Annotated in this window: 28 protein-coding genes; 24 read left to right on the top strand and 4 right to left on the bottom strand. The window is 33.1% G+C overall.

Translation table 11 applies throughout. The features are described 5' to 3' along the window. Positions 1-44: 44 nt before the first annotated feature. The 6 genes from ACVQ8P_RS08520 (at position 45) to ACVQ8P_RS08495 (ending at position 6,896) form a co-directional block, all read left to right on the top strand. Positions 45-1,922, top strand: coding sequence for a beta-glucoside-specific PTS transporter subunit IIABC (locus ACVQ8P_RS08520; RefSeq protein ID WP_462298792.1), 1,878 nt, complete (start codon positions 45-47; stop codon positions 1,920-1,922). A gap of 15 nt (positions 1,923-1,937) precedes the next feature. Then, a complete protein-coding gene (locus ACVQ8P_RS08515) occupies positions 1,938-3,398 on the top strand; it encodes a glycoside hydrolase family 1 protein (RefSeq protein ID WP_462298791.1) in 1,461 nt (486 codons plus the stop codon). Between the two features lie 618 nt (positions 3,399-4,016). After that, positions 4,017-5,495 carry a ribosomal protection-like ABC-F family protein gene (abc-f, locus tag ACVQ8P_RS08510; protein WP_462298843.1) on the top strand — a complete coding sequence of 493 codons (1,479 nt, stop codon included), beginning with the start codon at positions 4,017-4,019 and terminating at the stop codon, positions 5,493-5,495. Between the two features lie 223 nt (positions 5,496-5,718). After that, the gene (locus ACVQ8P_RS08505; protein WP_057974603.1) at positions 5,719-5,862 is read left to right on the top strand and encodes a hypothetical protein; all 144 of its coding nucleotides are present in this window, start codon (positions 5,719-5,721) and stop codon (positions 5,860-5,862) included. A 72-nt stretch (positions 5,863-5,934) separates the two neighbouring features. Next, a complete protein-coding gene (locus ACVQ8P_RS08500) occupies positions 5,935-6,561 on the top strand; it encodes an endonuclease III domain-containing protein (protein ID WP_462298790.1) in 627 nt (208 codons plus the stop codon). A 65-nt stretch (positions 6,562-6,626) separates the two neighbouring features. Beyond that, a complete protein-coding gene (locus ACVQ8P_RS08495; RefSeq protein WP_462298789.1) occupies positions 6,627-6,896 on the top strand; it encodes a hypothetical protein in 270 nt (89 codons plus the stop codon). A gap of 77 nt (positions 6,897-6,973) precedes the next feature. Here ACVQ8P_RS08495 and ACVQ8P_RS08490 read toward each other — a convergent pair whose 3' ends face one another. Then, the gene (locus tag ACVQ8P_RS08490; protein WP_462298788.1) at positions 6,974-8,146 is read right to left on the bottom strand and encodes an MFS transporter; all 1,173 of its coding nucleotides are present in this window, start codon (positions 8,144-8,146) and stop codon (positions 6,974-6,976) included. A gap of 557 nt (positions 8,147-8,703) precedes the next feature. Between ACVQ8P_RS08490 and ACVQ8P_RS08485 the strand changes: the two genes are divergently transcribed. From ACVQ8P_RS08485 to ACVQ8P_RS08400, 18 genes are all read left to right on the top strand, one after another. Next, complete coding sequence (locus tag ACVQ8P_RS08485; RefSeq protein WP_462298787.1) at positions 8,704-8,919, top strand: helix-turn-helix transcriptional regulator; 216 nt, start codon at positions 8,704-8,706, stop codon at positions 8,917-8,919. Between the two features lies 1 nt (position 8,920). Continuing rightward, on the top strand, positions 8,921-9,358 hold the full coding sequence (locus ACVQ8P_RS08480) for a hypothetical protein (protein WP_462298786.1): 438 nt from the start codon (positions 8,921-8,923) through the stop codon (positions 9,356-9,358). 31 nt (positions 9,359-9,389) lie between these two features. Then, positions 9,390-10,094 carry a hypothetical protein gene (locus tag ACVQ8P_RS08475; protein WP_462298785.1) on the top strand — a complete coding sequence of 235 codons (705 nt, stop codon included), beginning with the start codon at positions 9,390-9,392 and terminating at the stop codon, positions 10,092-10,094. 134 nt (positions 10,095-10,228) lie between these two features. Next, the gene (gene recQ / locus ACVQ8P_RS08470; protein ID WP_462298784.1) at positions 10,229-11,980 is read left to right on the top strand and encodes a DNA helicase RecQ; all 1,752 of its coding nucleotides are present in this window, start codon (positions 10,229-10,231) and stop codon (positions 11,978-11,980) included. A 20-nt stretch (positions 11,981-12,000) separates the two neighbouring features. Beyond that, the gene (locus ACVQ8P_RS08465; RefSeq protein ID WP_462298783.1) at positions 12,001-12,462 is read left to right on the top strand and encodes an ASCH domain-containing protein; all 462 of its coding nucleotides are present in this window, start codon (positions 12,001-12,003) and stop codon (positions 12,460-12,462) included. A 5-nt stretch (positions 12,463-12,467) separates the two neighbouring features. Continuing rightward, positions 12,468-12,848: a VOC family protein gene (locus ACVQ8P_RS08460; protein ID WP_462298782.1), complete on the top strand. Its 381-nt coding sequence runs from the start codon at positions 12,468-12,470 to the stop codon at positions 12,846-12,848. Between the two features lie 117 nt (positions 12,849-12,965). Continuing rightward, positions 12,966-13,925 carry a Gfo/Idh/MocA family protein gene (locus tag ACVQ8P_RS08455; RefSeq protein ID WP_462298781.1) on the top strand — a complete coding sequence of 320 codons (960 nt, stop codon included), beginning with the start codon at positions 12,966-12,968 and terminating at the stop codon, positions 13,923-13,925. A 380-nt stretch (positions 13,926-14,305) separates the two neighbouring features. Further along, positions 14,306-14,629 carry an amidase domain-containing protein gene (locus tag ACVQ8P_RS08450; RefSeq protein WP_462298780.1) on the top strand — a complete coding sequence of 108 codons (324 nt, stop codon included), beginning with the start codon at positions 14,306-14,308 and terminating at the stop codon, positions 14,627-14,629. A 35-nt stretch (positions 14,630-14,664) separates the two neighbouring features. Then, positions 14,665-14,913 carry a hypothetical protein gene (locus tag ACVQ8P_RS08445; protein ID WP_462298779.1) on the top strand — a complete coding sequence of 83 codons (249 nt, stop codon included), beginning with the start codon at positions 14,665-14,667 and terminating at the stop codon, positions 14,911-14,913. A 16-nt stretch (positions 14,914-14,929) separates the two neighbouring features. Beyond that, positions 14,930-15,565 carry a hypothetical protein gene (locus ACVQ8P_RS08440; protein ID WP_462298778.1) on the top strand — a complete coding sequence of 212 codons (636 nt, stop codon included), beginning with the start codon at positions 14,930-14,932 and terminating at the stop codon, positions 15,563-15,565. Positions 15,566-15,855: 290 nt separating this feature from the next. Continuing rightward, positions 15,856-16,212 (top strand): hypothetical protein, encoded by a 357-nt coding sequence (locus ACVQ8P_RS08435; protein ID WP_462298777.1) that lies wholly within the window; start codon positions 15,856-15,858, stop codon positions 16,210-16,212. Positions 16,213-16,472: 260 nt separating this feature from the next. Further along, the gene (locus ACVQ8P_RS08430; RefSeq protein WP_462298776.1) at positions 16,473-17,090 is read left to right on the top strand and encodes a hypothetical protein; all 618 of its coding nucleotides are present in this window, start codon (positions 16,473-16,475) and stop codon (positions 17,088-17,090) included. A 357-nt stretch (positions 17,091-17,447) separates the two neighbouring features. Next, positions 17,448-18,206, top strand: coding sequence for a primase C-terminal domain-containing protein (locus ACVQ8P_RS08425; protein ID WP_462298775.1), 759 nt, complete (start codon positions 17,448-17,450; stop codon positions 18,204-18,206). Positions 18,207-18,322: 116 nt separating this feature from the next. Further along, positions 18,323-18,454, top strand: coding sequence for a hypothetical protein (locus tag ACVQ8P_RS08420; RefSeq protein ID WP_462298774.1), 132 nt, complete (start codon positions 18,323-18,325; stop codon positions 18,452-18,454). Then, the gene (locus tag ACVQ8P_RS08415) at positions 18,433-18,567 is read left to right on the top strand and encodes a hypothetical protein (RefSeq protein ID WP_462298773.1); all 135 of its coding nucleotides are present in this window, start codon (positions 18,433-18,435) and stop codon (positions 18,565-18,567) included. The genes ACVQ8P_RS08420 and ACVQ8P_RS08415 overlap by 22 nt, the downstream gene beginning before the upstream one ends. Positions 18,568-18,669: 102 nt before the next feature. Next, positions 18,670-20,475: a glycoside hydrolase domain-containing protein gene (locus tag ACVQ8P_RS08410; RefSeq protein WP_462298772.1), complete on the top strand. Its 1,806-nt coding sequence runs from the start codon at positions 18,670-18,672 to the stop codon at positions 20,473-20,475. A 25-nt stretch (positions 20,476-20,500) separates the two neighbouring features. Continuing rightward, positions 20,501-20,962, top strand: a complete 462-nt coding sequence (locus tag ACVQ8P_RS08405; RefSeq protein ID WP_462298842.1) for a DUF805 domain-containing protein — start codon at positions 20,501-20,503, stop codon at positions 20,960-20,962. A gap of 180 nt (positions 20,963-21,142) precedes the next feature. After that, entirely contained in the window at positions 21,143-21,718 is a 576-nt protein-coding gene (locus ACVQ8P_RS08400; RefSeq protein ID WP_462298771.1) for a recombinase family protein, read from the top strand. A 55-nt stretch (positions 21,719-21,773) separates the two neighbouring features. Here the strand turns inward: ACVQ8P_RS08400 and ACVQ8P_RS08395 are convergent, their stop codons facing one another. From ACVQ8P_RS08395 to ACVQ8P_RS08385, 3 genes are all read right to left on the bottom strand, one after another. After that, complete coding sequence (locus tag ACVQ8P_RS08395) at positions 21,774-22,094, bottom strand: hypothetical protein (RefSeq protein WP_462298770.1); 321 nt, start codon at positions 22,092-22,094, stop codon at positions 21,774-21,776. Between the two features lie 43 nt (positions 22,095-22,137). After that, entirely contained in the window at positions 22,138-22,770 is a 633-nt protein-coding gene (locus tag ACVQ8P_RS08390) for a hypothetical protein (protein ID WP_462298769.1), read from the bottom strand. 270 nt (positions 22,771-23,040) lie between these two features. Then, positions 23,041-24,840, bottom strand: coding sequence for a DUF262 domain-containing protein (locus ACVQ8P_RS08385; RefSeq protein WP_462298768.1), 1,800 nt, complete (start codon positions 24,838-24,840; stop codon positions 23,041-23,043). Positions 24,841-24,949 lie beyond the last annotated feature (109 nt).

Raw genomic sequence — 24,949 nt, 5'->3', positions numbered from 1 at the left:
TAAATATGAATATATTTCTAGAGTTAGAAAGGAGATTTAATGGGATGAGTAAAAATGCAGAAATTGCTAATGAAGTCATTAAAAACGTTGGTGGTAAAGAAAATATCGGAAATGCATGGCACTGTGTTACTAGATTAAGATTTAATTTGAATGAAAAAGATGCAGTAAAAATAGATGAAATTAAAAAAATTAAAGGTGTTATGGGGGCTCAATTTTCAGGTGATCAGTTTCAAGTCATTATAGGGAATAGCGTTGAAGCTGTTTTTGAAGAGGTTGATAAAAAATTGGATGGTATAAGTTCAAGTTCTTCAAAGAAAAGAAGTGATGGTCCTAAAGAAAGTATTATTTCAAGAGTGATGGATATTATTTCTGGGATTTTTACGCCAATAGTTCCAGCTTTAGCAGGAACTGGTTTAATTAAAGGAATATTAGCGTTAATAGTTACGTTAGGATGGGTTTCAGATACAAGTGGACTTTATCAAGCTATATATATGATTTCAGATAGTGTCTTTTATTTCTTACCATTTTTCATTGCCGTTTCGGCTGCTAGAAAATTTAAAACTAGTGAATATTTAGCACTTTGTGTAGCTGGTGTTATGCTGTATCCAACTATGATTAGTGGTGTGGCTGCATTAGCGACTGGTGGGCCAACAGCAATAAAATTATTTGGTGTTTTGTCCATTCCATATGTTAGCTACACTTCATCGGTTATTCCGATTATTTTAGCTACGTGGTTTTTGACCTACGTTCATAATTGGGTAAAAAAGTGGATGCCAAATATGATAACGATGATGTTTACACCGATGGTGACACTATTTATTGTTGCACCAGTGACATTAATCGTATTAGGACCACTAGGTACTTATGCAGGTAATATTCTTGCAGTTGCTATTTCATGGCTGTTCATTCATGCGGGGCCATTTGCTGGAATTGTATTAGGAGCAACATTTCCGTTGATTGTTATGACAGGAATGCATTATGCTTTTATACCAATAGTAATGAATAACTTTAATACTTTTGGTTATGATAAAACAATTATGCCGCTTAATTTTGTGACAAACATGGCACAAGCAGGTTCGGTTTTTGGGGTTGCAGTTCGTGCTAAGAATAAGGAAACGCGCCAATTAGCTGTTTCATCAGGATTATCAGCTTTATTGGGAATAACAGAACCCGCGATGTATGGAATTAATTTAAAATTTAAAAAGCCGTTTTATGCAGCTTTAGCTGCTGGTGGAATTGCTGGCGGAGTTGTTGGTTTCTTTGTAGTTAAAGCATTCTCAATATCTGGTTTATCGGGGTTAACGTCTTTACCAGTCTTTATTAGTAAAACAGATCCAATGAATGTTATTTATCTTATATTAGGATTGACTTTAAGTTTTGTACTTGCATTTGTATTAACAATCATATTTGGATTCGAAGAAGAGTCTGAGAAAGTTGAAAAAAAAATCAATATTGATGAAAAAATTGAACATTCAATTTATGCTCCAGTTCAAGGTGAAGTTGAGTTGTTATCAAGTGTAAATGATCCTACATTTGCGCAAGGTATCATGGGCAAAGGAATGGCGATTATTCCAACATCAAATGAGATTGTTGCCCCCATATCTGGAGAAATTATGATGTTACCAGATTCAAAACATGCGATTGGTATTTTGGGTAATGATGGTACAGAACTACTTGTTCATGTTGGAATTGATACGGTTGAATTAAAAGGACAGTTCTTTAATCCAAAAGTTAAAGTTGGTGATAAGATTGAAATGGGACAGCTTATTATGACAGTTGATTTTGAAGAAATAAAAAAGGCTGGTTACGATCCAACAGTTATGATTATTGTGACGAATACAGCAGGATTTTTAGATGTTTTACCTATGAATGAATCAGGAATTATTTTTCCAAAGGAACAGTTGTTGGTTGGTATTAAATAAAAGGAGATGTCAATTATGTATAAAACAGATTATTCAAAAGGTTTTAAAGATGACTTTTTATGGGGTGGCGCAACTGCGGCAAATCAATTAGAAGGTGGTTGGAATGTTGATGGGAAAGGAATAACAACTGCTGAAGTTACTCGTAAGACTGAAGATAGAATGGAGTTAGTATTTAACGAAGTAACAAAGGAATCAATTGAAGAAGCTATGGCTGATAAGACAATAGATAATTATCCAAAGCGCAGAGGTGTGGATTTTTATCATAATTATAAAGAAGATATTAAATTATTTGCCGAAATGGGATTTAAGGCATACCGGATGTCGATGGCATGGGCACGTATCTTTCCTAATGGAGACGAAATAGAACCTAATGAGGCTGGATTAGCCTTTTATGATCGTGTATTTGATGAATTGGCTAAATATGATATAGAACCGGTGGTGACACTCTCACATTATGAAATGCCACTTGCACTTACAATTAAACAGAATGGTTGGGCAAGTCGTGATACTATTGATAGTTTTACACATTATGCAGATGTTGTATTTCAGAGATATCATGATAAAGTTAAGTATTGGTTAACGTTTAATGAAATTAATGCAGGAACTTTTGGCTTTATGGGAACCGGTGCAATTGATAGTACTTTGACTGAAAAGGAACAATTACAAACTCGCTATCAAGCATTGCATCATCAGTTTATCGCTAGTGCGCTTGTTGTTAAACAAGGACATAAAATTAATCCTGAATTTAAAATTGGGAATATGCTCGCAAGAATGCAAACTTATCCACTAACACCAAATCCAAAAGACGTTCAGGCAGCTCAAGAAAATGATAATTTAAATTTATTTTTCACGGATGTTCAAGTTCGTGGAGAATATCCTGAATATATGAATCGTTACCTCAGTGAGAATGGTGTAGAATTGCATATGCAACCAACTGATGAAACAATTCTTAAAGAAGGAACAGTTGATTTTATTAGTTTTAGTTATTACATGTCTATGGTAACTTCAGCAGATAATGTGGGGGATAAATCAGTTGGAAATATACTAAATGGTGAAAAAAATCCTTATTTAGAGACAAGTGATTGGGGATGGCAAATTGATCCAATCGGTTTACGGGTAACTTTAAATGAAATGTGGAATCGATATAGAGTCCCATTATTAATTGTTGAAAATGGGCTAGGGGCAACAGATACGTTAGAAGCTGATGGTAAAGTGCATGATGAATATCGAATTAAATATCTACATGAACACATCATTCAAATGAAAGAAGCCGTGATGGATGGCGTTGATTTGATGGGCTATACAATGTGGGGATGTATCGATTTAATTAGTGCTTCAACATCAGAAATGAGCAAACGTTATGGATTCATTTATGTTGATCAAGATGATGATGGTAATGGTTCGCTGAAACGTTACAAGAAAGATAGTTTTGATTGGTACAAACAAGTGATTGAAACGAACGGTAGTGAATTATAAGCAAAGAATAAAAGGTTTTGTTTTTGAAAACTAAAGTTCTAAGCTCTTCGTTAACTGTTGTTGGTGAAATTGTCATTGAGAAAGCTGTTATTTAATAACAGCTTTCTTTTTTTGTAATGAATTGTTAAATGATCTAGGATAAAATATTTAATAAGGCGTGTTAACCTCAAACTTTTAAAAATCTTTTATTTTAGGTGATTTGGCTGTCTCGACAATTTCTATTTTATGATGAAAAATGACTTATTTTAACTAGGTGTTGCACTTTAATTGTAAATTTATCAATAATAAAGTGTGTTGAAGATATCTAATAGTTAGTTGATTAATTTGCCTATTTGTCGTAAATATAGTAATCTATAACCAATCAATAAACAGGGAGTGTGAAGAACATTGAAAAATACAAATCGCTAATCGAATAACTGTCGGCTACGCATGGGCGAAGTGTGTCTATTTATGCATGTTGACTATTCAAACGGTTTGCAATTTCAATTCTTTTTCACATCTTAAAGAGTCATTTTTTTGATGCGTCATGATTGAAGAGCATATAACTGTATGCTCTTTTTTTGTGGACTCAAATTGAATAGGTTAACGGTCGACCTCACAAGAAATGAGGTAATTATCATAGGAACAATACAAATTGAACAATTAAGTTTTCAATATGACGGCCAATTAGCGCCAATTTTTAAAAATGTTGATTTACAGTTAAATGCGAGCTGGAAGTTAGGTCTAATTGGTAGAAATGGTCGTGGGAAAACGACTTTATTTCGAATTTTACAGAATCAACTGCAGTACCAAGGTAGGATTAGGACTGACCTAGAATTTCAGTATTTCCCGCAAACTATCGCAAGACCTGAAGAAGCCGTTTGGTTGGTGATTAAAAGCATCACGGATTTAGAAGATTATGATCAATGGAAGTTTTTGATTGAAATGGATAAACTTGGGTTGCCCGAAAGTCTTCTGACAGACTCATTTAATCAATTAAGTCCAGGGCAACAAACCAAGCTATTATTAGCTAGTTTATTTGTTGGTGGAGGAAAATTTCAATTAATTGATGAACCGACCAATCATCTAGACGACACTGGGCGACAGGTGATTGCTGAGTATCTTAGGCAGAAATCAGGATTTATTGTGATTAGTCATGATCGACATTTTTTAAATACCGTGATTGACCATGTCATCTCTATCGACCGAGCTAAAATAAGTCAGTTTAAAGGGAATTATCGGACATGGGATGAAGAAAATACGGCGCGCAACAATTGGGAATTTAATGAAAAAGAGAAATTACAACGTGATATTAAACGTTTAGAAGGTGCCTCTCGGAAAAAAACAGGCTGGGCTAATCAGACGGAAGCCAAAGTATCTAGTGCGACTGATCGTGGCTTTATCAGTCACAAGTCTGCGAAATCAATGAAGCGGGCATTGAGTATCAAAAAACGCGCTAATAAAGCAGTCGATGAGAAAAAAACATTACTTAAAAATATTGATGTGGCGGAACCTTTAACGTTAAATTTTGAAAGAATAGTGTCAGAAAAGACGTTACTAGAAGTAATCAATTTTTCAGCCATGCGGAATCAAATGCGAGTTAACGAGCCGGTTAATTTTAAAGTAAAAACTGTAGATCGAGTGATTATTCAAGGTAAGAATGGGTCTGGTAAATCAAGTACGATTGCCGCAATTTTAGATCATTTAGATTACCAAGGGCAACGCAGATTGGCAGCCCCTTTAAAAGTCAGTTGGTTACCACAGGATTTTGCAGGGTTAGCTGGTTCTTTACAAGCATTTGCGGCAGAGAAGGCTGTTTCTTATTCTTTGATGTTGGATATGTTAAGAAAATTAGGTTTTGAACGTGACGAGTTTGTGAAAGACATTAGTCAAATGAGTATGGGGCAAAAGCGGAAAGTAGCGCTAAGTCGTTCACTGGTTGAACCAGCAAATTTGTATATTTGGGATGAACCGTTGAATTATTTAGACGTCATTACGCGGCAACAAATTCAAGATGTTATTATGATGGTTCAACCGCCAATGCTAATGATTGATCACGATAAAGAATTTGTCGAAGCAGTTGGGACACAATTTATTGAAATTGTGCATAAAGATTGAACTTGGCACTTTTCCATGCGTCTATTGATATAAAGTGAGTCGTAATGATATAATGTTAAAAGCATAGCTATTTTAATCGGGCACTGATTAGTGAATTATACAGGATTAAAATAGACACAGGTTGATGATTAAGAAATCAACTGTATTTGAAGGCATTTATTCAGTATATGAATCTTTAACTTTGAAAAAAATTGTTAATTAATAGAGCGAGGAGGAAACACTGATGGCTGATAAAGCAAAGACAGACAGAGAAAAAATGTTAGAAATTATTAAAAAGAAACAAACTGATGGTGGTAACTTTAACAAAAAAGCAACTGCTCGCAATGATCGTACTAAGATGCGTAAGGGTCCTAAGATATTTAAATAAAAGGATAATAGTAAGGACATTTCCTGTTAGTAGGGGATGTCCTTTTGTTGTAAATTCAGAAAGGAGACGGTAATGAAAACAGATAAAGACATTATAAAAGTGCTTAATCGTTTGGCAGACCACTATGGGCCACAAAATTGGTGGTCAAACGAAAATCCAATCTCAGACTGGGTAACAATGATTCTCATTCAACAATCAACCGGTGTGAACGTTGAAAAAGCGATGAATAAATTAGCCGGTTATTTAACCGTTGAAAAGCTGCAAGCGATGGACATCGAAGACTTACAAGAACGCATTCGGTCAGCGGGATTCTACAAACAAAAAAGTGCCTATATCAAAAACCTAATCAATTGGTTTGCTGAACATGACGCTAATTTTGACTCTTTTAAAGAGGTAACAACACTAGATTTACGTAAGGAACTCTTAGCGATTAAGGGAATTGGTCCGGAAACAGCGGATGATATTTTATTGTATACGTTTGGCAGGAATGTCTTTATTGCGGATCAATATGCCATGCGCTTATTTGGCCGCATAGGTTTTGGCGAATATAAAACCTATGCAAAAATGCAGGCAGATTTTACAAGTGCCGCTGAAAAAGTACCACTTAACTTATGTCGTGAATGGCATGCGGTGATTGATGAACATGGAAAAGCATTCCGCAAAGATAAGGATTTGGATGAAAGCTGGCTCATTGCGTAGTGATAGATTGAGGCTACTATGATATTAAAGGGTGTGTTCAAATTAAACGACTTGGAGGAATTAACATGGCTTATTTATATTCATTGATTATTGGAATTGTTTTTGCAAATGGGATTCCTCATTTTATTAAAGGGATTACGGCGCAACAATGGGATGTTCCTTGGAAAAAGCCAGCCAGTGCGCCAACAAATATTGTATGGGCGATAATCAATTGGTTAATTGCTGTCGTTATTTTTTCTTTAACGATGCCGACATTAACGGCAACTCATTTTGCACTATTTTTTATTGGTATGGGAATAACTGGTTATTTGTTAGCGAATCATTGGTCAAAATAAATTGCTATTAAATGGTAAAAGTTAGATGGGAAATGTGAGATTATAGGCTAAGTGCTAATTTTTATTAGATTGCATCATTATGGCCCCTTAGTTTTATTGGAATAATAAGGTAAATAATTAACTATGGCAATCACAAATAATAGGCTACATAGTCCACCAACTATAGTAGTTACCTGGTAGCTTTTTGATAGCAAACTAATCATTAATGAACCAATAGTCAATAAGAAAGACGAAAATAAATTAATAGTAGATAACACAGTAGCTCGAATCTGATCTGTAGCAATATGTTGTACGTTACTTTCTAATAAAATAATCCATGCTTCGAATAAAATATTAACGACAATGAGCCCTACTAATATAAACGGCTTGTAGTCACTAATAATGAGAAATGAGAAAAATAAACTAGTGAGTAAGATGTAAAGAACTAGCTTGTTTTCGGAAACCTTTTTTGTGAAATCATATATTTTAAAAGATAACAATGCCCCTAATAATGATATAATTCCGAAAATTGTTGATATCCAAGGTGTTGATAGATTAATTTTATTTAAAATAATAGGACCATATTGATAACTCAAGGTTACTGCGGCATCCGCAAAACATATAGTTGTTAAAAGTCTTTTAAATAGCCAATTATTTTTATAGAAAGACCAAATCAAAGAAAAAAAGTCTTTTTTAATAAATGATTTTTTTGATAATGAATCTGACTTGTTGGTAGTTTTAAAGGTTGTATCATCGATACCTATAGCTGCAATTAACGCTAAGCAACGTAGTACAATGCCACTGATAAATAATAATGGCCATGAATATCCAGCTAACCAACCGCCTAACATATTACCAGTGGCAATTGCTAATATCGAATAAGTATTAAAAATTCCAGCGTATTTTAAATATTCCTTCTTTTCATGTTTAGGAATTGAATCGTATAATATTGAAACATCGGTCCCTGATAGTAATGACAATCCAAGTGCGAAAAGAATAAAACACACATAAATTACGAAATGTGAATGAAAAAAATAACCAAATAAATAGAATATACAAAGAATTTCACCGATTATTAAAGTCTTTTTATGACCGATATTATCTGAAATGATCCCTGAAGGTAACTCGAAAATAACCTGACAAGCTGTGAATAGACCTTCTAATAAACCAATTTCTACTAAACTCCACCCCTGTGATTGTAAATAAATCATCCATACTACTAGTTCTAACATAACATTTGAGAATATATCGTAAATTAATATTTTTTTCATTTGATATCCTTACTAGGAAAAATTTATAAATATTTTCTACTAAATCATTGCTAGACATAATAGCTATAAAAATTTTTAACTCCTTGTTTTCTAATTGTATTCTAATCATAATACAATTATTTTGTAATTTATTCAACATTTATTTAATTGTATGATCAAAAGGAGACTGGCAGATTAGTATTAGGTATCTATTGGTTCTGTGAAGACCTGATAGTGAATAAAACGTGGATTGTAGTAATTTTTATATGGTATCCTAAATCAGTAGAAAAATGGTGGCTATTCTTGAGGAGAGGTGACACTTATTAAAATAAGTAGTCAATCTAGGAAAGAGAAGCCTTTTAACAGTTCTATGTGAGAAATCCTGTTGACGCAAGGCTTCTTTTTCATATCTGTGTAGCATAAATAGTATATTTTAGAAAATGACACATTACTGAAATGATTGTAGAGCCAGAACTTTCCAATTTGGAGGGTTCTTTTTTGATTGACTTTAAAAAGCAATCGTCGTAATATGAAGTTAGCTTCACATGAAGTTCATTTCACATCAAGAGGTGTTAATAATGCAAAATAAAGTTAAAAAGTATCGAACGGAACGTGAGCTAACGCAAGAACAGTTAGCTGAAAAAGTTCAAGTTTCCAGTCGAACGATTATTTCACTTGAAAAAGGGAAATATAAACCATCCATTATGTTAGCGTATCGTTTAAGTGTGTTGTTTGATTGTCAGATTGAAGACTTATTTCAATTAAAGGAAAACTTAGCATTGGAGGAGAGTTAAGATGAAAATTTATAGTTATCGACATTTTTTTGTGGGATTATTTTTTTTGGTTATGGGTGTTGGGTCCGTTTGGACAATCAATCTAAATTTTAAAGACACATTTGATTGGTTAGAGTTAGGGAAATCACTTTTTTACATCATTATTGCATTTGGAGTTGCAGTAGCAGAATTTTATAAGGCTTTTTTTAAAAAAGGGTTAAAAAAAGCTCAGTTAGAGGAAGAAGATGAACGAAATCAGTATATTAAACAATCTTTGAATGCGATGATTGGGAAAATTGCGTATAATATGATTTGGGGTTTATCAATCATTTTTGCTATTTTGTGGGCCATTTTTAAAATTAATACGTTAATGTGGTTAGCAATTGTTTTTTCAATGCTGTTCACAACATTGATGTTCATTTCGATTGGACTAGCGTTTTACTATGAAAAAAAGTTTTAATAATCTGAATAGATAATAGGTGAGATTTAACATGAGAAATAATATATTAATTTTTATTGGCTTTTTATTAGTCCTTTTTCTTGGTATTTTAGGATTTAAGACGTTGATTGAAGTTAAAGATACACAGCCAGTTGAATGGGCAGAAGTCTTACAAATTCAACCAGCTGGAAGTCTTGAATTAACAAAGAAACATAAGATTAATGCGGGAACAAATGGGCTACCTGTTCAAGCTAAAAAAGTGGTTGGTGGGGCGGCAATATTGCCACATAAAAGCTATTATGTTCCCGCTGATTGGACTGTTGGCAAAGGGTCAAAGAATACAGCTAATACGCGAATTTTGTTTCATTTAAAAAAGACTAATTTAGGAAAATCTAGTGTCCAAATAAATACAGCGGATGCTTATTCTGGTGGCGTGATACCTGCGACGGTACCTGTCAAAGTAGGGGTAATTCAAGATGCCCTACAGAAAAATCGTGGGACCTTTAAGAAAACGTCGACTGTCAGAATTGGGCAAAACAGTTGGTACTTAAGTGTTATTCTTGAGCCTAAAACGAATTCGATTGACTACATTTATTATCGAATTGAAGATACAGAGAGTGTCACTGATTCAACGATTGTAGTCGATTATAGTGCCAAGCTCAGGGCAGCGCAACGAAATCCTGAGATGCTGAAAATTAATTTAAGTCGGGTTGAAGCAGTGATTAACACATTTTCTAAAACATCGGTGGCATCTTGATTTATTAACAAATCCGTTCCAACTAAGGTGCCTCTCAACTTGAGAAGGCATCTTTTTCATATCTCCAAAATAACCTATGCTATAATTTAGTTAGAGAGAATCATCGAGGAAAATGAGCAGAGAGAAAGGACCCTATGAATCCACAATCAGTTTTAAAAGAAAAATTTGGTTACGATAATTTTCGTCAAGGTCAACAAGAAGTCATTGATGGCATTTTGGCCGGCGAAGACGTCTTAGCCATTATGCCGACGGGTGGCGGGAAGTCACTATGTTACCAAATTCCGGCACTTATCTTAGATGGTTTAACGTTAGTTGTTTCACCTTTAATTTCATTAATGAAGGATCAGGTTGATGCTTTAAATGAAAATGGGATTCCGGCAACATTTATTAATAGTACGTTAGATTATATGGAAGTTCGTGAACGCTTCAATCAAGCAGCACGTGGTGACGTTAAATTGCTGTATGTCTCACCAGAACGATTGGATTCTAATGATTTTATGGCAGAGTTATCACAGTTGAAGATTGATCTCGTCGCAATTGATGAAGCGCATTGTATTTCACAATGGGGGCATGATTTCCGACCTAGCTACTTACGTTTGACGGAAACGATTCAGCGACTAAGTTCAAATCCGACGATTATCGCACTAACGGCTACGGCAACAACACAGGTAGCCGCTGATATTATGCAACGTTTAGCAATCACGCATGAAGTTAAAACGGGATTTTCACGTGAGAATTTAGCTTTTCAAGTTGTTAAAAATCAAAATAGTGATCGTTTTTTACTTGATTATTTAAAAGCGCAGAAGCAACAATCTGGTATTATTTATGCCAGTACGCGTAAAGAAGTGGAACGGTTAACGAAATTAATTAAAAAAGCTAAAATTAAAGTAGCAATGTATCATGGCGGTATGAAGGAAGACGAACGCCGTCAGAATCAGGAAGATTTCCTGTATGATCGGGTTCAAGTTATGGTTGCGACGAATGCTTTTGGTATGGGGATTGATAAGAGCAATGTCCGGTTTGTTATCCATGACCAAATTCCGGGTAGTTTGGAAGCTTACTACCAAGAAGCGGGGCGTGCCGGACGTGATGGGTTACCCAGTGAAGCCATTTTACTTTTTAATTTAAAAGATGTTCAAATTCAACATTTTTTCATTGATCAATCTGAAATGGATGACGTTAATAAAAAACATGAATATTTGAAATTACAAGAAATGACGCAATATGCGAATACGCAACAATGTTTACAACAAACAATTGTCAACTATTTTGGCGATGAAGCGCCAGAGTGTGGCCGTTGCAGTAATTGTTTAGACACACGAGAGGCGCAGGATATTTCGATCGATGCGCAAAAAGTATTATCATGTGTTAAACGAATGGGTGAACATTTTGGTAAGGGGTTAGTTGCGCAAGTTTTGACTGGTTCAAAAGTGCAAAAGGTCATGCAATTTAGATTCGATGAATTACCAACTTATGGGCTAATGAAGGACCAATCACAAAAAGAAGTTTCCGGGTTAATTGACTACTTGGTTGCATCAGGTTTCTTACAAGCTTCAAGTGGGCAATATCCAGTTTTACAGCTTGCGGTAGATGGTGTTGGGGTTTTGAAAGGTGAAACTAAAGTTACCCGTAAAATGGCCGTTAAAGTTAAGCAGGCATTACCAGAAGATAATGAGTTATTTGAAGAGTTAAGACAATTACGACGAGAACTGGCAGAAGAACAAGGTGTCCCACCATTTGTTATTTTCTCGGATAAAACGTTGTATTCAATGTGCGAGATCATGCCAGAAACGTTAACAGATATGTTAGATGTTAAAGGTGTTGGTGAAAGTAAGTTGGAAAAATATGGCGAGTTATTCTTAGATATTTTAAACGCAGAAGATTAAATTCTTGAAGGAGAGTTCACATGACAATTTATGATTATTGGCAAGCATTCAAAAAAGCAAACAAGATTGAACATGACAATTATGATGCCTGGGCATTTGGCAATACAAAAAAGCAATCGTTGGAACTAGGACAATTAGTCTTAGATGGTCTTAAAACGGCAACGTCATCAGCTTATGGACTATATTTTGATGAAGAACCATTGCCTAAAGTTGGCGATTATAACGTGATTGTGGATTATAAAGATAATCCAATGGCGATTACAAAAACGACTAAAGTTTACGTTACACCATTTAACGAAGTTACTGAAGAACATGCTTTCCTTGAAGGTGAAGATGACCGAACTTTGGCTTACTGGCGCAGCATTCATGAACCCTTTTTTGAAGAAGATTTAGAAAGTGTTCACAAGAAATTTGATGAAAAAACGCCTGTTTTATGTGAAGAGTTTGAATTAGTTTTTCCAATTGAAACGCCGGAGGCATAAAATGAATGAAAATTGAACATATTGGCTTATGGGTGAAGAATCTAGAAGGGATGCGTGATTTTTATGTTACGCATTTTCAAGCAACTTTTGGTGAACGTTACGATAATGTGACCAAAGGCTTTTCATCTTATTTTATGCGTTTCCCGGATGGTCAAGAGCGGTTGGAAATTATGACGAGAACGGATATTACAAAGCAGTATTCTGCTGGATTTGGCTATGCTCATTTGGCATTTTCTGTCGGGAGTCACGCAATGGTTGACCAGCTAGTTGCTGATTTGAAAACGGCTGGGATTGACGTTATTAGTGGGCCTCGGACAACGGGTGATGGCTATTATGAAGCTGTTATTTTGGATCCCGAAGGAAATCAGATTGAGATTGTGGGTTAAGTAATGACATTCACTTTGTTGAGTGTTATTTTTTTGCTTAAAATTAAGGTTGGCGCCTAGTAGGTTAGTCATTTATAATAAAATTTGAAAACGTTTAAAAAGAAATGAGGAATGATAATGAATTTTGGCATAATTGGCTACGGAAATATCGCAAAGCGATTTTTTAGAAGTATTCAATATACGCAAAATGGGCAAGTGACGGCTATTGGTTCGAAGTCATTAGATAACGATGTCGTGTTTAAAGCAGAGAATCCAAAGATAAGCGTTTATGATTCTTACCAAGCTGTTTTAGAGGATGACACGATTGATGGCGTTTATATTGCGTTACCTCATATCTTGCACAAAGAGTGGTCATTAAAGGCGTTAGCGCTGAAAATACCAGTTTTATGTGAAAAACCGGCTGTATTAACAACAGTGGATATGAAAGAGATTGAAATGGCGTCAATTGAAAATCAAACCTTATTCGTTGAGGCATTCAAAACCAAATTTAACGTCGGAATGACACATTTAAAAGAAGACCTAGTGCTAATTGGCCCCATTCAAACGGTATCTGCAAACTTTTGTTCCAACGCAATTCCAACACAAAAAGCAACTTCATATTTATTACAAAAAGGGCAGGGTGGCGCATTAAATGATATTGGGACTTATCCAATTGGCTTTGTGTTAGACATTTTAGGCACTTCTATTTTGAAGATTGAACCCACGTTGGCAATGAAAAATGGAATTGATGAAAGTTTCTCGGCAACCCTCTATTTTGAAAATGGGAGTCAAGCATTTATTGAGGGCGCAATTAATGAAGCTAAAGAACGCGTAGCTATTATTACTGGAAAGCAAGGGCGTATCACGATTCCAATGTATAATAGAATTCAAGATTATATGATTGAATTAAATCAAGGGCAAGCGATTGAACGTGAGTATTCTATTGTTGGGGATGATATGACACTTGAAATTCAGGGCTTTATTGATTTATTTGAAGCAGGAGCCAGTGTCTGCGACAGGCATAGTTTACAGGATACGATTGATATTATTCAGGTGATTGAGGAGATTAGGGCTGAGGGCGGAACTGTTGAGTTTTAGGTGAACTTGTATCCGGTAAATGTTTCAGGGCTATTAACCTTTACAGATATAGATTTTGGATAAAGTTTAAATTTTCCGACTAACGATTGGAATAAGATTGATTAAATTTTCGTACCGCAAAGTCAAAATCCATATACGGGTAAAATAGATAATTGGTTAAGAATTATTCAAACAAAAGATAATTATACATATGTAGCATCGAATGAATCGAGTGAAGGAAACGACAAATTTGCAATGATGACATTGGCTTACAGTGTAAGTACTAAAATTGATGGAATTACTAAAACATTTAATTCAGTTAAAACGTCTTTAATCAATAAACATGATGTTATTATTCATTACTATAAAAAGGGACAAAAATTAAAATCGCAAAAGATAAAGTGATTTCTGTTGATGATGTTAAATGTAGGACTTCGGTATTTACAAGTGGTCATACAGAAAAACAGACAGTGTACGCTGCGAAAAGACGTGGGACGAGGAAAAAGGCATTTTATTATGAAAGAAAACATTGGAATCATGTGAATCATAAATACGGATTTGGATTTAGCTCAGATTGCACAAACTATGCTTCACAAATTATGAATGTAAAATACAAGAGAAGTAAGAATTTAAGAAAAAATCGGGACGTGTTAATTCTACCAAGGCATGGTATTTATATAATTACTTTTATTTTCATAAGTATACAAGTAGTTGGACGGCGGTAGGATCGTCGTGGACACATTGGACAAAGTATAAAAGAATGAGTCATGCAACTTATAAGATACAAAAATCTATCAGAAAGCATGCTAAAGAGGGTGATATGATTCAATTTTATGATAAAAAAGATAAATGGTTTCGTACAGTAGTTGTACATTATAAAACCAACCATAAAGTTTATTATACAGCTCACTCGGATTCTCATCTTCATAAAAGGTTAAGAAGAGCTAATGTTGGGCGTCACGGTCGAAGTAAAATTATTAAATATCGACTGATTCATACAAAAATGTAAGGGAGTTCTAATTAAGATGATACAAGCAAAAGCACTGAAAAAAACTTTCTTTATTTTGTTGATTTTGGGTTGGATGATTAACTGTTTATTTGTCGGTATGGGCGATATGATGGGCGGGTTTGATAATGGTTGGCAGTATCTTAGATCAATATCATATATTTCAACGATTACGATTACTCTCAGTGGTCTAGGATTAATAATATTGTCGATTAGATTCTTGATGACTAAAAGGGCTACAAAAAATGTACAAAGATATGTTATTCTTCTTTATTCAATAAGAATCATTGGTGTAATATTTGATGGATTATTATGGTCCTATGGTGACGGACAACTGAGGATGACCTATCAAACAATAATAGTTCTTGGAGTACGGCTAATAATAATGCTCGCTATACTGGGAGGACTTTTATGGAGTCAAGCACCAACGAGGGTGGTTATTAATCGTCAATTAATAATCAAGATAATAGGCTATATTTTGTTCCTAATTATTTGTATAATAGCTATTAATACAGGCGTGTCACTAGCAACCGGTGGAGGAATACATGACGATTTAACGATTGACTTTTTTTCGAAAGAAATAGTATTTTGGTATCCAGCAGATTCGTTAATTGGAAAATTTATAGTTGGATTACTAGCTGTTATGCATTTATAAAAGGTAAAGAAGACTAAAATTTCAGTCTTCTTTTTATTTGTCTTGGTATTGCTTAGATTATTTTGCTATACTGGAAAAATTGTACAAAACATTATAAAACTAAATACAAAATTTATTATACAAGCGATATTAGTAAACATGTTCATAAAAGCTAATAGTGTCAATGCTCGTTACGGACGTAATAAAATCACTAAATATCGTGTTATTCATATGAAATTTTAAGAGAAGAGAAAAGAATGAAATTAAAAATATTAAAAAGATTGTTTTATATCGTCCTAATTTTAGTCTTAATGATGAATTCTTTGTTCACTGATGGTGCTTGGTCGGATGGTGAGCATTATCTGATAACATTATCTGCAATATCAAATTGGACTCTTTTGATTAGTGGATTAGGCCTAAGTGGAATACTCATTAGATTAATGAATACAGCCAAATACACACGTAAAATACAAAAATATGTCACTATTTTCTATGTTATTAGAATTATTGGTGCGATGCTCGACGAGATAATGTGGGCTTATGGTGATGGATTTCTTTATATAACTTATCAGATAATTATTGTCCTTGTAATTAGGTTTATATGTATGATGTTTATATTGGGAGTCATATTGCGTTCATCAGGTTTAAAACCATTAATTACACCTTGACAGTTATTCATTAAAATAGTGAAATATAGTATTGGAATTTTGTTATGTTTGATTGTTATTCTTACAGCGATCTCATTAATAACTGGTCAGAGATTAGATGAAATTTTTTATTATGATTTATTTGCGAAGAAAGGCAAAGACCTCTATTGGAATGTTACGGATACAATATGGGTAAAATTAACAGCATTAGATAACGCGTTGTTTATTCTATAGGGTAAAATTAATTAATATTTATAATAAAATGTAGAGGTGTTAATAAAATGATACAAGCAAAAGTAATTAAAAAAACTTTCTTTGTTTTTCTAATTTTGGGCTGGATGAGTAGTTTCGTACTTGATGAGCCTTGGGGCGCCCTTAACTCGGACTGGCACTATCTTATTTCACTATCATATATAGAAACTTTTGCTATTAATATTAGTGGTCTAGGATTAATAATATTGGCGACTAGATTATTGATGGCTAAAAATTATACAAAAAGGACACAAAGATATTTTATAATTCTTTATTCGATAAGAATTATCGGCGTAATGCTTGGTGGCTTAGCATGGTCTTCTGATACAGGCTTAACAAATCAAATGATAATAGTCTTTGGATTACGTTTTATATTAATGCTTGCGATATTGGGGGCAATTTTATGGAGCCAGGCAGTAACGAGAGTGGTTATTAATCGTCAATTAGTAATTAAAGTAGTAGGTTATATTTTGTTCCTAATTATTTTTATAATAGCTATTAATACTGGCGTGTCACTAGCAACAGGCGAGGGAATAAATAATGATTTAACGATTGATATTTTTTCAAATGAGCCAATATTTTGGTCTCCATCGGATTCGTTAATTGAAAAATTTATAGCTGGATGGTCAGCGGATGTACCTTTTTAAATAGTAAGATAAACAAAGAAGACTACTATGGCTCTTTGGCAACTGTTGTTGGTGAAGATTATTATGAAAGTTCTGATCACTTAGTGATTAGAACTTTTTTTTGTCTACAATATCTGTAGGCGTCAAACTTAACAGTTTATGGCTAAAAATTACCAGGTGTTAGCGTTGCTTGTAATTCCTTTGGTATTTTTAGAATACCTAAAGAAGATAATATTTTGCATTTTAATGATCAAATGACTTTTGATTTTGAGGTCTTAAAGCGGGTCTATGCAGTTAGAACGTGAAAAAACGTCTCCTCACGTCTCGGATAAGAGAAAAAACTTACACTTAGTACGATCAACAGAATTTCCTAAACAAATGAATGCAAAATGGTTTAGAACGCTAATAAATGCTAAAAATGTAAATGCAGGTTTAGGATTGGGAAGACATAACGCAATTTTTACAATGGCTTTAGCATGTTTCTCTTCCGAATTGTCTGAAGAGGAAACATTTAATCTTCTTGATGAATTTAATAGTAATTTAACAGCACCTATTATGGTTAAAGAATTTACACCTATTATTAAAGATGCATATTCTGGCAAGTATAAGGGTGCCTCAAAAGTATATATAGATGAGTTAGTTAATACCTGGATAGAAGATCATCAGCTTAAACAAGAATTAAAATTAAATACAAATCCACGTACCTTGTATAAATTTAAAAAGACTAGACAAGACCGTCAAAATTCTCATATTGAAGAAGGGGCATCAGATGTCCTTTTCTTTGTGAACAATCAAAGTAGGGGAGAGTTATGTATTAATACGACTCAACGTGCAATTATGGAAGCCGTTGGAATTAAAAGTAGTGACTCTTTAAATAAAGTTCTTCAGTATTTAAAAGAGCATCAAGAAGTCTATTATAAAGTGACTAAAGGTCGATATGGTAAAACGGTTATTTCGACGCGAGCAATGCTCACAAAAATGATTATGGGAAAACGAAAAGAACAAGTAAAAGAGTATATTAAAGGATTGGCAGCAATACTACCTGAAGCAGCTGAAGTCATTAGAGAGATAAGTAAACTCAACAAAACAAGAGAAATAGCAGTAGAGGAGCGGCTTTTTGAGTTAGATACTGGATGATAATTCTAATGCTCCGAACTGCCTATAATTATTTATATGTCGTGTGCCTGTTTTTCTTTCTTTTTAGCGGTATACTAATTTTGTAATCTAATAAACTTTAAGGAGCGTGATTTTCGATGGAAAAACAAGTTCGTGATGCAAAGGTTTTAGAAGTACAAAAATGGTTAAATACAACGTATAGTTCTGTAGCTGGTTATGAAAAAGTAACTGAAAATGGGAATACTGGTTGGGTACGATTTATAGTTTAAGAGAAGGACTTCAACATGAATTAGGACTTTCGCCAGTTGCGGAGGGATTTGGTGAACAAACCGAAGCCGCATTAAAGCCAATTATTAGTTCATTAAAAGTTGGGTACAAGTGAAATATTGCTAAATTAATTCAAGGTGCCTTTTGGTGTAAAGGAATAATCCCTGTAGATTTTAATACAACATTTAGTGCTGAAACATCGGCAGCCGTTGTTTCAATGCAAAAAGATGCAGGATTATCTGGCAATGGTATTGTTACAGTTGAATTTATGAAAGTATTATTTGATATGATGGCATTTTCATTAGTTGAAAATGGTGATACTCATATTCGAACAATGCAACAAGAATTAAATCATGATTATACAGCTTACTTTGGTATATTACCTTGTGATGGAATCTACCAAAGAGACACGAACACTGCTTTAATTTACGCTCTTCAAGCAGAAGAAGGTATGGATACAGATACAGCCAATGGTGCTTATGGACCAGCAACAATTGCTGCAACACCCACAGTTAATTCAGGTGAAACTGGGAAAATAGTTCGATTAATTCAGTGGGGACTTTATGTTAATGGATTTAATCAAAAGGCTGAATTTAATAGCTCATTCGATACTTATACCGCAACAGAAGTAGAAGTATTTAGAAAATTTATGATGCTAACACCTTATTCAAGTACAGCTGATTTAACTGTTATTAAAGGTTTATTAACAAGTAATGGGAATACGAGTCGTGATTCTATTGCGTTTGATACGGCAACGCAATTATCATTAGCTGAAATTAAAGCCTTAAAAGCAGTAGATTTCACTACCGTTGGTCGTTATCTAACCGGTACGGTTGGAATTGGTGATGACGCAAAAGATAAATTTTTAACGACTACTGAAATTAATAATTTGGTATCTGAAGGATTTAGTATTTTTCCTCTTTATGAAGATGGTGGTTATGAAGAAAAATATTTCACAGCGGAACAAGGGATAAAAGATGGTTATATTGCAGGAGATGCAGCAGAAAGTCTAGGTTTTGCACCTGATTCAGTTATTTATTTTGCAGTTGATGTTGACTTTCAAGAGGGTGATATTGACGGAACAGTTATTCCATATATTCAAAGGGTTCAATCGGCGTTATCGAGATATGGTTATAAGACAGGTATATATGGGACTAGGAATGTTTGTTTACATGCCAAAAGAAACGGAATTGATAATTTCTTTGTGTCAAATATGTCAACTGGGTGGAGTGGCAATTTAGGTTTTCCAATGCCTGAAGATTGGGATTTTGATCAATTTACTGAGTATACGCAAAATGGTGTTGATATTGATCAAGTTGCATCATCAGGAAAAGATCTTGGTTGTAAGAAGTTTAATATAAATACTAGTGAATTGTTGGATGATAAAATTAAAAAGTTAATTAAAACGAACTCTACGTTCAAACCAATGGCTGATGTAGAGTTTGAAATAGATAAAATCTATAGTTATTCTGCGCCAGGCATGGATATTTGGATTACGACCGCAAGTAAATGGGAAGCAAAAACAGAAAAAAATTTACTGTTTACTATTAAGAATGGGAAAATAGAAGACGCTTTTGGATCATCTGTGCTAAATCCATCTAGTCCATTTTATAATCCTTTGGAATTAATAGAGGTAGAACAGTCAGTCAACAAAACGTCTAAGCAATTAGTAAATGGAACAATTGTTTATGGGATAGCGACACGTACTGAAGAACCGAACCAAATTGGACTTAAAATAACGTATAATTTCACGATAGAGAATGGCGGAGTATCGGAAGAGGTTTCAGCGACATTTGAATTATATTATAAACAAGTTGCGGGTGAGCCATATCCGGTTAACTCTTATAATAAGCTTTTGAATTACATTGAAGATGAGGCATTCGACTTTGCGGGTGAATTATATAAATTTGCGATGAATATTGATAGGGCAGTCATAGTTATTGTCCCAATAGGAGAAGCAATAATAACATATTTAACGGATTCTTTTGGAGAACTTGTAACTAGTGTACCAATAATACCCTAATAGGTTAATTATGGAGGATAGTTAAATTTTTTTAATAAAAACGTATATAAATTTTTTTAAACATTATTTTGATTTCCGTGGAAGAAGTACGAGAATAGAATATTGGATTCCTTGGTGTATTAATGGATGTATAGATTTACTTTTGTCGTTAGGGACATATAATAGTAAATATGCATTTAAAAAATTAGAAGCATTGGTTTTACCTCAAAAAATAAGCGGTTCAGTTGTACATTCGTATGGGTTACTCCTAATAACGTTAATATTTTATTTAATCATTATTATACCAGCATTTTCAATATTATTTAGAAGATTAAATGATGCTGGTGTTCAAAAAAGATGGTATGGACTAATTATATTTGTTAAATTAGTCTGTACCATCTTCAGGGGTATGATTAGTCAAACTATTTTTATTGTGATTTTTATGATTCTTTCTTTAATTCAGTTCTATTTACTAATTAAACCGTCTAAGAATCTGTCTAATATCTGAAAATAGCCAATAAATTAAAGAAGTGACCATTATTCGTTTATAGATAATGGTCACTTCTTTTTATGGTTAGTCTTAAAACTTAATAGTTTTGTGTCTAGGGTCTGTATGTAGTATAATCGGGGTATTGTCTTGGTCTTTAAACTTAGACATAAAACAATTAAGTAAATGAGGTTAAAAGACATGAAATTTGGATATGCCCGAGTATCTACTTTAGCGCAATCTTTGGATGATCAGATAAATCAGTTGATTGTGCTTAATATTGATCAAACTAATATATATTCAGACAGATTTACGGGTAAAACGACAAACCGCCCTGCATTGAATAAACTATTGGATCAGTTGCGTAACGGTGATGAACTTGTTGTTGTGAAACTAGATCGATTAGCCCGAAATGCAAAAGAGGGCCTTGAATTGATTGATGAATTAAATAATAAAGGCATCACGGTTAATATTAAGAATATGGGCGTTTTTACTGCGGATGATACTGCAATCACTAAAATGATGAAAACCATGTTCCTGGCATTTGCAGAATTTGAACGTGCCCAAATTGTTGAACGGATGCAGAGTGGAAAAGATTATGCTAAGATGAATAATCCGGATTTCAAAGAAGGTAGACCAAAAAAAGTTCTGGGTCAACGTGAGTTGAACGTTCTAGATTTTAGAAAAACACATTCAATTAAAGAGACTGCAGATCAATACCAGGTATCTACTGGATCAGTAAAAAAGTGGCAGCGCATTGAACGTGGGTTAGAGTAGAAAAGGGAGCATACGTAAGTAGAAATAAGTTATGCGTATGCTACGATGATAAAATTTATTTGTCAAATTTTACATCTGAATTAATGATGATGATTCCATCTGAATTAATAATAGAAGATGAAAATTCATTATTTAATGATAAATTTTTAAAATCTGTAGCAGCTAGTTCTTTTAAAATATTATTTATTTTAAAAGAATACTTATTATCATTTTCAGATAGAGTATCATAAATGGTTTTTAATAAGCCAATAGAATAATTAGTATTCTTAATGAGATAAAAAGTATGTTTTTGTATTTCTTTTTCTATTTTAGTAGAAAATTGTGTTTTTAAAAGGGTAAATATATTTTTATAGTAATTTTGCATTGCTCTATCCAAATCTATTTTAATAGTTAAATCTGTTTCATCACTATATGGAGGATCAATATAGTGATGAAAATTTTGGAGTGAATACAGATTGTACTATATGGGTTCTAATATTTTTATATTGGTTGAGTACACCGTTATTTTTCAATTGAGTTGTAACAACAGCAATGTTTAATAATTGGTTTTCTACCTGTTTAATTCCTGACGGTTTGTTATTTAATGATGTTCTACTAAGTCTACCTTTATATCGTCCTTTTGCTTCAAAAAGATAGGCGTTTCCCGATATATCAATTCCAAAAAAGTCTGGGTGTTTTTTATTTTTTTTTGATGTATAGGTCATATAATTACTATCTTTTAAATGATATAAATTTGGGATATTATAAACTTTTGCAGCGACTAGTTTAGTTAATGTCATTCCCATTAAAAATGAAAGCTCACTCTTAATTGTTGTTTCTGACTTGATGTAATCATCACGTACTTTAAGATTATTATCAAAAAACATATGTACAAAACTAGTATAGTAGTCTATTCCCGCCTGGGTAAGAGCGTAATTTGATAGATTACCAAGAGTTATTGCATGGGTAATCAATTCATTTTTATATATTGAAATATCATTTGGATAATTTGGTTTTTTATTCATTTCATAATCTTTAACTGTGCTATATATGTTTAGTGGAATTTTAACCATAGAATATCTCCTATTCATGTATTATTTGTTAGTGTTTTTTGTCATAAAAGAACCTCCATAGATTATTATACAAAACGAAATAAAAATGTCCGTAAATACATCACAGGAGCAAAACAACAAATAAAGTAAACATCTAACTTTGACAGGTTAGATGTTTACTCAACTATTTAATGGTTCTATGTAAGAGGTCCTGTTAGCGCAGCTTGTTATATATGAAGCTCGCTTATAAAATTCTGCTATTTTTTAAAATGTAACTAAATTGACTATTCATCACAGACAATTATCATAGTAGAAGGTAGCTAGTTGTTTGCCTCTCTTATCTATACTATTATCTATATTATCTAAGGTGAAATCAGGATTTTTAAGTAAACAATCAATCATAACGGAAGAACTTTCTGAGTAATACTTCTTTTTCGCGGGATAATTATCTATGCCATCTTTATTAATTTCATCATGAATATAGGTTTCTAGTACGGTAAGATTACCAATATTACTTACCTTTTCATTTTCGGTTTTATATTTTTCATCGAAAATATGTTCTATTGTAAGGGCATCGTCATTTAAATCATTGTTATTATTCATGAAATTAGATATTTGACGAATAGCATACACGGCAGGGAAACTAGTAAATCCTTTTCGTGATGATGACTTTGTAAAAGTTAACTCACTAAATGCATTTAAAAAAACTTCTTTGTTTAAGTTATCTTTAAATACATCCATTAATTTATCCAATGCATTAAAGACTTCTACTGAGTTTTTGGCATTATTGATATCTGATGATGCATTTCTATATGGTACAGTAAAGAGATTTGTTCGTATATGACTATCGGTTCCCAAAAGGGCTAACTGGTAGTTTGAAATTTTAATCATATATTGATTGAGCTTAGTGTTATTTATCTTTATACTGTCTTTTTTTAAATATAACGTTAACAATAGAGGCTTAATTTGTGTGATGTTTAACTTACTAATAGCATCTAAAGCAGTATATTGCGGTTTCTTTTCTTGCCTTTGAAAATCTCCTCTGTTTGGTTTAGTGATACAATAATAAATTTTAGCAGAATAACGTAAATTTTCTAATAATTCTAAATATTTTTCTCTATCGCTAGTATTACCAAATATTTCTAAATACTTTTTATAAAGCGTTGCTCCAGATACGAGTGATTTTGGATAAACAGCCTTCCAGTAATTTAAGAAAAAATCATTAATTGACCCTGTATTACTGCTAACGATATCAAGGATTAATTGCCAATTTTCTGGTCCGTCATTTGTTAAAGTAGTACTAGATGCTAAATAACTAAATATATCATTTTTAATCAGATCAACTTGAGACAAGGGTCTACCTTTAGAATTAATGTTTTCAAAAATTTTGTAAGCTTGATCTTTTTCGTTAACAAATATTTCAGTAATTTCTGATGCTAAAAGCTGTTCTCTAATTGCTTTTAAGAAATTAACATAATTTTCGTCAAGGTTTTTATCAGCATAAAAATAGTTAGGAAAAAGTTTCAAAATATTTTTCTGACTTAAATATTTTTTCATTTTATCGTAGCACTCTTTTAAACCAAGTTCTTCTTGTGTACCAGGATCATCATTAGAATAATTAGCATCTTGAATAGTTTTAGTAAAATAAGGATAGCTAGAAAGTGTTTGAAGTTTTCTAACAGTTACTCCATCCATCTTTTTTACTAAATAACTCAACTGAGTTGTTTCAGAATAATCTTTAGCTATATTAACTTTAGTTGAAAATTCTGTAAATAAGTCTCTTAGAACAGCAAGTAATATTGTCGTAACCGTAAAACGCTGCTGTCCATCTATTACGTCAACTGAGTCATCAGTATCAGACCCCAAAAAAATCATACTTCCTATATAATATGATTGTGTATGAAATGTGACGGATGAACTTGAAGTTTTATCATCACTTTTTTCAAAAATTAATTGACTAATAATATCCTGTAAAAAAACCATATAGTCTCCACGATCCCAAGAAAAATCTCGTTGATAATCTGGGATTCTATAAACCCTAGGTGCAACTAATATATTTTTAAAACTATTGCCAATTGCTTTAAAAGCCATAAAAAAATCTCCTTTAATATTATTAGGTTAATTTAAGCATAAAAAGGACACTTTATCAATGTGAAGTGCAACAAAAAATTAACGCAAATACACCATAGGAGCAAAGTGA

The organism is Dellaglioa sp. BT-FLS60 (genome assembly GCF_054941065.1).
Note: the sequence above shows the minus strand (reverse complement) of the source record. Positions and strands in the feature narration are given on the sequence as shown.

Bases quoted from the DNA above. Each gene is read 5' to 3' on its own strand.
- ACVQ8P_RS08500 (WP_462298790.1), top strand. From the start codon at position 5,935: ATGAAAACAGATAAAGACATTATAAAAGTGCTTAATCGTTTGGCAGAC.
- ACVQ8P_RS08390 (WP_462298769.1), bottom strand. From the start codon at position 22,770: ATGGTTAAAATTCCACTAAACATATATAGCACAGTTAAAGATTATGAA.
- ACVQ8P_RS08505 (WP_057974603.1), top strand. From the start codon at position 5,719: ATGGCTGATAAAGCAAAGACAGACAGAGAAAAAATGTTAGAAATTATT.
- recQ (WP_462298784.1), top strand. From the start codon at position 10,229: ATGAATCCACAATCAGTTTTAAAAGAAAAATTTGGTTACGATAATTTT.
- ACVQ8P_RS08445 (WP_462298779.1), top strand. From the start codon at position 14,665: ATGAGTCATGCAACTTATAAGATACAAAAATCTATCAGAAAGCATGCT.
- ACVQ8P_RS08420 (WP_462298774.1), top strand. From the start codon at position 18,323: ATGGAAAAACAAGTTCGTGATGCAAAGGTTTTAGAAGTACAAAAATGG.
- ACVQ8P_RS08465 (WP_462298783.1), top strand. From the start codon at position 12,001: ATGACAATTTATGATTATTGGCAAGCATTCAAAAAAGCAAACAAGATT.
- ACVQ8P_RS08490 (WP_462298788.1), bottom strand. From the start codon at position 8,146: ATGAAAAAAATATTAATTTACGATATATTCTCAAATGTTATGTTAGAA.
- ACVQ8P_RS08460 (WP_462298782.1), top strand. From the start codon at position 12,468: ATGAAAATTGAACATATTGGCTTATGGGTGAAGAATCTAGAAGGGATG.
- ACVQ8P_RS08410 (WP_462298772.1), top strand. From the start codon at position 18,670: ATGCAAAAAGATGCAGGATTATCTGGCAATGGTATTGTTACAGTTGAA.
- ACVQ8P_RS08440 (WP_462298778.1), top strand. From the start codon at position 14,930: ATGATACAAGCAAAAGCACTGAAAAAAACTTTCTTTATTTTGTTGATT.
- ACVQ8P_RS08385 (WP_462298768.1), bottom strand. From the start codon at position 24,840: ATGGCTTTTAAAGCAATTGGCAATAGTTTTAAAAATATATTAGTTGCA.
- ACVQ8P_RS08475 (WP_462298785.1), top strand. From the start codon at position 9,390: ATGAGAAATAATATATTAATTTTTATTGGCTTTTTATTAGTCCTTTTT.
- ACVQ8P_RS08455 (WP_462298781.1), top strand. From the start codon at position 12,966: ATGAATTTTGGCATAATTGGCTACGGAAATATCGCAAAGCGATTTTTT.
- ACVQ8P_RS08515 (WP_462298791.1), top strand. From the start codon at position 1,938: ATGTATAAAACAGATTATTCAAAAGGTTTTAAAGATGACTTTTTATGG.
- ACVQ8P_RS08485 (WP_462298787.1), top strand. From the start codon at position 8,704: ATGCAAAATAAAGTTAAAAAGTATCGAACGGAACGTGAGCTAACGCAA.
- ACVQ8P_RS08435 (WP_462298777.1), top strand. From the start codon at position 15,856: ATGATGAATTCTTTGTTCACTGATGGTGCTTGGTCGGATGGTGAGCAT.
- ACVQ8P_RS08495 (WP_462298789.1), top strand. From the start codon at position 6,627: ATGGCTTATTTATATTCATTGATTATTGGAATTGTTTTTGCAAATGGG.
- ACVQ8P_RS08520 (WP_462298792.1), top strand. From the start codon at position 45: ATGAGTAAAAATGCAGAAATTGCTAATGAAGTCATTAAAAACGTTGGT.
- ACVQ8P_RS08480 (WP_462298786.1), top strand. From the start codon at position 8,921: ATGAAAATTTATAGTTATCGACATTTTTTTGTGGGATTATTTTTTTTG.
- ACVQ8P_RS08425 (WP_462298775.1), top strand. From the start codon at position 17,448: ATGAATGCAAAATGGTTTAGAACGCTAATAAATGCTAAAAATGTAAAT.
- ACVQ8P_RS08430 (WP_462298776.1), top strand. From the start codon at position 16,473: ATGATACAAGCAAAAGTAATTAAAAAAACTTTCTTTGTTTTTCTAATT.
- ACVQ8P_RS08400 (WP_462298771.1), top strand. From the start codon at position 21,143: ATGAAATTTGGATATGCCCGAGTATCTACTTTAGCGCAATCTTTGGAT.